The sequence below is a fragment of the Massilia sp. P2_C2 genome (assembly GCF_056404615.1).
Genome location: NZ_JBFUDR010000323.1, coordinates 1 through 6511 on the forward strand (window position 1 = coordinate 1; position 6511 = coordinate 6511).

Sequence of the window (6511 nt, forward strand, 5' to 3'; positions counted from 1 at the left end):
GAGCTGGACCTGGTCCTGTTCGACCGGTCCGGCCGCGACCCGCGGCCGACCGACGCCGCGCGGGCGCTGGAGCCGCGCGCCCGCCACGTGGCCAGCCAGCTGCGCCGGCTGCAGGCGGACGCGCTCGCGCTGCACGGCGGCCTGGAACGCCGGCTGACGCTGGCCGTCGTGCCGGAACTGATCGCGGGCCGCTGGAGCGAACCGCTGGCGGTGCTGGCGCGCGAATTCCCGTCGCTCGAAGTCGAGGTGATGTCGGCGCCGCAGGGCGACGCGCTGCGCCTGCTGCACGACGGCGGCGTGCAGCTCGCCCTCGTGTTCGAACGCGAGCGGCTGGACGAACGCGAGGCGTTCCAGGAAGTGGGCAGCGAGCTGCTGGTCGCCGTGGTCGCACCGGGTCATCCGCTGCTGGCGGACGGCGCGCTGCGGCTGGAAGACCTGATCGACGCGCGCCAGATCGTCGTGGCGGGCCGGGATGATCCGGACCGGAACAACGCCGAGCGCGACCCGCGCTTCGTGCACGCGCGCGACGTGTGGCGCGTGGACAGCTACCTGGCCACCTTGAACCTCGTGCAGGCCGGACTCGGCTGGGCCTTCCTGCCGCGCGCGCTCGTGCAGCCGCTGGCGGCGGCGGGCAGCCTCGTCGAGATCGCGTTCGACAATATCAGCAACCAGATGCGGCTGTGGGTCGACGTCGTGTGGTCGCGCGAACGGCCGCTGGGCGTCGGCGCGCGCCGCTACGTCGACCTGATGCGCTCGGCGTGGCAGGCCCCTGCGGATTGACGGCGCGCGCCGCCGCCGGCATCACCGGTGTATATTCCGCAGCAAAATCAAAGGTAAGGAGTTTGGTATGGATCGCACATTCATCTCCGCCGCGCTGCTGGTAACCGTGCTCCTGGCCGGCTGCAACCGCGGCGGCGACGGCGTTGGCCCGGCCCAGCAGGCCGGCAAGGCCATCGACGACGCGGGCGCCCGCGCCCAGGCAAAGGTCGAGGAGGCCGGCGCCAAGGTGCAGGGCAAGATCGACCGGGCCAACGAGAAGATCGAGCAGATCAACGACAAGGTGAYGGACAAGGTACAGGCCGAGGTCGAGAAGGCCGACGCGGCCGTGCGCGAGGCGCGCGCGGGCGCGAAGGAAGCGAGCGAAAAGGTCGGCCGGAAGGTGGAAGAGGCGGGAGAAAAGATGCAGCAGGCCGCCAAATAAACGTTGGGTGGGCACCCCGTGCCCACCCAACGCATCATGTGTGTTGCGTTACGATGCCATACGTAATTCGGTCGCCTGCGCCTGCGGCGTCACGATGGACAAATCGACGAGCCCCGCCCGCCACGCCTTCTCGATGTCCTGCTCGATCTCGTCCATCGCGCCCCGCGTCGAGCCCGGCCAGACCGCGCACGCCGTAGGCACGGTTGCGGCCATGACCCTTGGCCAGGTACAGCGCCATGTCGACGATGTTGATCGCGCTCTCCCACGAGACGGCGGCGCCCCCCGGCACCAGCGGGAACGGGGCGAAGCCGATCGATACGTTGACCGACAGCTGCGCACCCTGGTAGTCGATGGTGCGCGCCGGGATGCCGGCCAGCAGGCGGCGTGCCACGTCGTCCAGGCCGGTGCACGGAACGGCGGGCAGGAAGGCGAGGAATTCCTCGCCGCCCCAGCGCACGATCATGTCGGTCTCGCGCAGGATCTCGCGCAGTGCATCCGCGATCTCGCGCAGTACGGCGTCGCCCGCGCCGTGGCCGTAGGTGTCGTTGATGTTCTTGAAGTGGTCGACGTCGAGCAGGAACATGGCGCTGACCATGTCCGCGTTATTTGCGCTGCGCCGTTCGATCGCCTGGTGCCCGCGCATGAATTCCTGGAAGTGGCGGCGGTTGTACAGCGCCGTCAGCGGGTCGCGCGCGCTCTGCTGCTTGAGCTCCAGGTTCTTTTCCTCGAGCTGGGCGTTGGCGTGCCTCACCTTGCGGTACAGGATGCCGACGATGACGGAGGCGAGCGCGAACACGAGGGCCAGCAGCCACCAGATGCGCTGCTGCAGGCGGCGGTTGTCGATTTCCGTCGACTTGACCTGGTTTTCCTGGCGCAGCGTCTCGATCTGGCGCTGGCGCTTGTCGGCCTCGTATTTTTCCTGCAGCTCCATCATCGCCTTCTGGCGGCGCGTCTCGAACAATTCGTTCGACAGCGCGCGTTCGCGGTGATACGCGGCCAGCGCGCCGGCCAGGTCGCCGGCGCGTTCGAGCGCGTCGCCGTATTCCACGAGCACGCCCTGCTGGTCGGGCTTGTTCCCGGAGCGCTGGTACCAGTCCATGCCCTGTTCGATATGCCGCTTGCCCTCGGCCAGGCGGCCCATGCCCAGGTAGGCCTGGCCCACGTTGACGCGGGCCGTGGCGGCGAGGGCGTCGTCGTTGAGCTTCTGCGCATGGTCCAGCGCCTGCTGGGCATACGCGAGGGCGCTGCGCCAGTCGTGCTGCTTCAGGTACGAGTCGGCGAGGTTGACGAGCGTGTTCGAGATCATCGCGTCGGCGCCGATGCGGCGTTCCAGCGCGAGCGCCGACAGCAGGGCCTTCGTGCCGCGCCGCACGTCGCCGGCGTTGACGGCGAGGATGTATTCGGTGGTCTTGAAGATCGCCAGGCGGCCCGGCGAATCGACCTTCCCGGCCAGCCGTTCCGCTTCGGCGATCGCGGCGAAGCCCTTGTCGAATTCGCGCATCTGGCCGTACAGGTAAGCCAGCGACTTGAGCGCGATCGCCAGCTGCAACGGGTCGCCGCTCTGGCGTGCCAGCGTCACGGCACCCTGCATCCTGGACAACGCGACGGGGAAGTTGCCTTCTTCCGCGAACGATTCGCCCGACGAGATCAGGACGAGGATGCGCAGATCGGCGTCTGGACTGGCGGCGGCGAGGCGCTCCGCTTCCCACACGAGCTGGTGCGCCTGTCCCATCTCGTTCAGGCCGAACACGGCATAGGCCTTGGACAGCAGGGCGCGCGCGACGAGGCTGTCGTCGTGCACCTGACGGCCCAGCTGGAGGGCCTGCTCGCACAGCTGGACGGCTTCCTCGTGCTTGCCGAGGCGATGGCTCAGGTCACAGGACAGCGTGAGGAAGCGGCCATGTTCGGCGGGTGTGCGGCGTGCTTCGGCTTCGAGGCCGGCCAGCAGCGGCACGGCGTTCTGCGGCGTGACGCGGATGACTTCTCCGATTTCGGCGTAACGGGCGCGCACGGGCGCGGCATCGTCGGCGGCTCGCGCGGCGYCGAAAGCCAGCAAAAGCAGAGCCAGCACCGCGCGGCTGCGTCGGTGCTGCGATGCACGGTGTAGGCCTGCCAACATAGTTCCTCAAGGAAGGGAGTCCTCAAATTAGGACATTTTCATACGATTATAGACTCTTGCAAATGAGAAAGATCAGTTTCTAGAACGATTATGCGTAAAAGACACAGTTTCGTGTCAAAAAAGCCGGGCCGTGCCGATTCGAAGTGTTTGCTGTATTTACTCCTGTCCGTGGCACAATGTTCTGAAGAAAAACGTAACCGGCATCGCGGCTTTTATAGTCGACAGACGTTGGCAGCCTTGTTAGTGTGTCGCCGCACTGACTTTCCCGGAACAAACCATGCTCAACAGACGCGACTTCCTCAAAAGCGCCGGCGCGCTCGCCGCCACCTCGATCTTCGGCCAATCCGCCGCATACGCGCAGGCCAGCCAGGCCCGACCCGCATCCGCATCCGGGCGCACGGTGGTATCTCTCAACAAGGGTTGGCGCTTCCATGAGGGCGATATCGCGTTCCCGGTCATCCGGGGGCATGGCTGGACCTATGCCAATGCCAAGGCCGGCAGCGCCAGCGGCGCGGCCGCGCCCGGCTTCGACGATTCCGAATGGGACAATGTCACGCTGCCGCACGACTTCGCCAGCGCGCAGGTGCCCGAAGAGAGTGCCAACGTGTCGCAGGGCTACCGCAAGCGCGGCATCGGCTGGTACCGCACGCTGATCCGGCTCGACGAATCCGACCACGGCAAGCACATCGAACTGCAGCTCGACGGCATCTCCACCCTCGCCACCGTATGGTTCAACGGCACGCAGGTGGCGCACGTCTGGAGCGGCTACAACTCGGTCTACATCGACCTGACCCCGTTCGCCACCTATGGCGAAGCCCTGAACTCGCTGGTGATCCGCGCCGATGCCAATACCATGCAGGGCTGGTGGTACGAGGGGGCCGGCATGTACCGCAATACGTGGCTGGTTAAGCGCGAGCAGGTGCACATCGTCACCGACGGCGTGTTCGCCCACCCGGTGTTCGCCGACGGCCAGTGGAGCATTCCGCTCGAGGTGACGCTGTATAACATCCGCAAGGGCGCGCAGCGGGTGCAGGTCGAGAGCGTCCTCATCGACCCGGACGGCAAGACCGTGGCCAGCTTCAGCGCCCCGGCGGACGTCGGCGTGCTGGCGCACCAGGTCGTCACCGGCAGCATGCGCGTGGCCGCGCCCAAACTGTGGAGCCTGGAAGAACGCAACCTGTACAGCGTGCGCACCCGCGTGCTGCAGGACGGCAGGCTGCTCGACGAAGTCACCACCCGCTGCGGTTTCCGCACCCAGCGCTTCGATCCCGAGCAGGGCTTTTTCCTCAACGACAAACACGTCAAGCTGCAGGGCGTGTGCATCCACCAGGATCATGCCGGGGTCGGCGTGGCCGTGCCATACGGCGTGCTCGATTACCGCATGCGCCGCCTCAAGGAACTCGGGGTCAACGCCATCCGCTGCTCGCACAATGCCCAGGACAAGCGCTTCTACGAACTGTGCGACGAGATGGGCTTCCTGGTGATGGACGAGAACCGCGTGTTCAATCCCTCGCCGGAACACGTCGACGAGTTGAACTGGCTGGTGCGTTGCCACCGCAACCACCCGTCCATCATCCTGTGGTCGGTGTTCAACGAAGAACCGATCCAGGGCACCGAGCAGGGCTACGAGATGGTGCGCCGCATGGTCGCGGCCGTGCACGCGCTCGATACGTCGCGACCCACCACCGCTGCCATGAACACCGGCCAGTTCGAGCCCGCCAATGCCGGCCAGGCGGTCGACGTGGTCGGCTTCAACTACCAGTACCAGGCCTATGACGGGTTCCACCAGGCCTTCCCGACCGTGCCGATCACGTCGTCCGAAGACACCTCGGCCTACCAGACGCGCGGCGCCTACCTGACCGTGCCCGGGAAGCACATCATGGCCAGCTACGACGACGATGCCTCCGAGTGGGGCTCGACCCACCGGGTCGGCTGGAAAGCCATCGCCGAGCGGCCGTTCGTGGCCGGCGCGTTCGTGTGGACCGGCTTCGACTACCACGGCGAGCCCACGCCGCACGAATGGCCGTCGAATTCCTCGTTCTTCGGCATCATGGACCTGTGCGGCTTCGCCAAGGACGCCTTCTGGCTGCACCAGGCCCAGTGGCGCAAGGAACCGGTGCTGCAGCTGGCGCCGCACTGGAACTGGGCCGGCAGGGAAGGCCAGCCTATCACCGTGATGGCGCTGCACAACATGGATGAAGYCGAAGTGTTCCTGAACGGCCGCTCGCACGGGCGCCAGAAGGGTGACATCTACGAGATGAACCGCTGGCAGGTGCCGTATGCGCCCGGCAGGCTGTCGGCCGTGGGCTACCGCGGCGGCAAGGTGGCCAAACGGTTCGAGGTCGAGACCACCGGCGCGCCGGTCGCGCTCAGGCTCACCCCGGACCGCGCATTCATGCTCGGCGACGGTCTCGACGCCCAGCCCATCCAGGTCGAAGCGCTCGATGCGAAGGGCCGTCATGTGCCGCTGGCGCAGCACCAGATCGTGTTCAAGGCCGAGGGCGGCGACATCATCGGCCTGGGCAACGGCGATCCGAACGACATCAGCAGCGAGAAGGGCAATACGCGCGCGCTGTTCAATGGACTGGCCCAGGTGATCGTGCAGACCCGCGAAGGCACGGCGGGCCGTCTCAGGTTGAGCGCCAGCGCGCCGGGCCTGAAGAGCACCGTGCTCGACGTCGAGGTGCGCAAGGCCCAGCCGTGGGCCTATCAAGCCACCGCGGAGCCGGTGCAGATCCTCGACGGCTGGCGCTCGTCCCCGCTGAGCCCGACCCCGGTCGATCCCAACCTGCGTCCCGCCGGCACCGACATGAATTCGTGGGGCTGGGTCACGCCCGGCAGCAAGGCCAAACCGGCCGAGCAGACCGGCTACATGCTGTACGTCGCCGACATCTGGGCCTTTGCGCGCGTGCGCAAGCACGGCGGTACCCTGGAGTTCCGCGAGGTGACGGGCCCGTGCCAGGTCTTCGTCGACGGCAAGAAAGTCGGAGAGAAGACCTCGGAGGCCCCGGGGCCGTTGCGGGTCGCCGTCCCGGCCGTCAAGGACCAGCTCCACCTCAGCGTGCTGTGCCCGTTGAAAGCCGGGCAGCCGCACGGCCTGAGCGGCGTCGTGCGGGTGCTGTCGGCCTGATCAGACGCGTAGGGTGGGGTGATTKATGCCGGGGGCATCAATCACGCACTGTGCCCACGCG

General features: G+C 67.1%; 4 protein-coding genes. 3 read left to right on the forward strand and 1 reads right to left on the reverse strand.

The annotated features are described in order from the left end of the window. A partial coding sequence (locus AC1DYX_RS25935) for a LysR family transcriptional regulator (RefSeq protein WP_477264238.1) occupies positions 1 to 780 on the forward strand: 780 nt, incomplete at its 5' end. A gap of 67 nt (positions 781 to 847) precedes the next feature. Continuing rightward, a complete protein-coding gene (locus AC1DYX_RS25940; RefSeq protein WP_477264240.1) occupies positions 848 to 1201 on the forward strand; it encodes a hypothetical protein in 354 nt (117 codons plus the stop codon). A 34-nt stretch (positions 1202 to 1235) separates the two neighbouring features. On the opposite strand, the gene AC1DYX_RS25945 is transcribed toward AC1DYX_RS25940, so the two are convergent. Continuing rightward, entirely contained in the window at positions 1236 to 3257 is a 2022-nt protein-coding gene (locus AC1DYX_RS25945; protein WP_477264242.1) for a tetratricopeptide repeat-containing diguanylate cyclase, read from the reverse strand. Positions 3258 to 3597: 340 nt separating this feature from the next. Between AC1DYX_RS25945 and galA the strand changes: the two genes are divergently transcribed. Continuing rightward, positions 3598 to 6450: a beta-galactosidase GalA gene (gene galA / locus AC1DYX_RS25950; protein ID WP_477264244.1), complete on the forward strand. Its 2853-nt coding sequence runs from the start codon at positions 3598 to 3600 to the stop codon at positions 6448 to 6450. Positions 6451 to 6511: the final 61 nt, after the last annotated feature.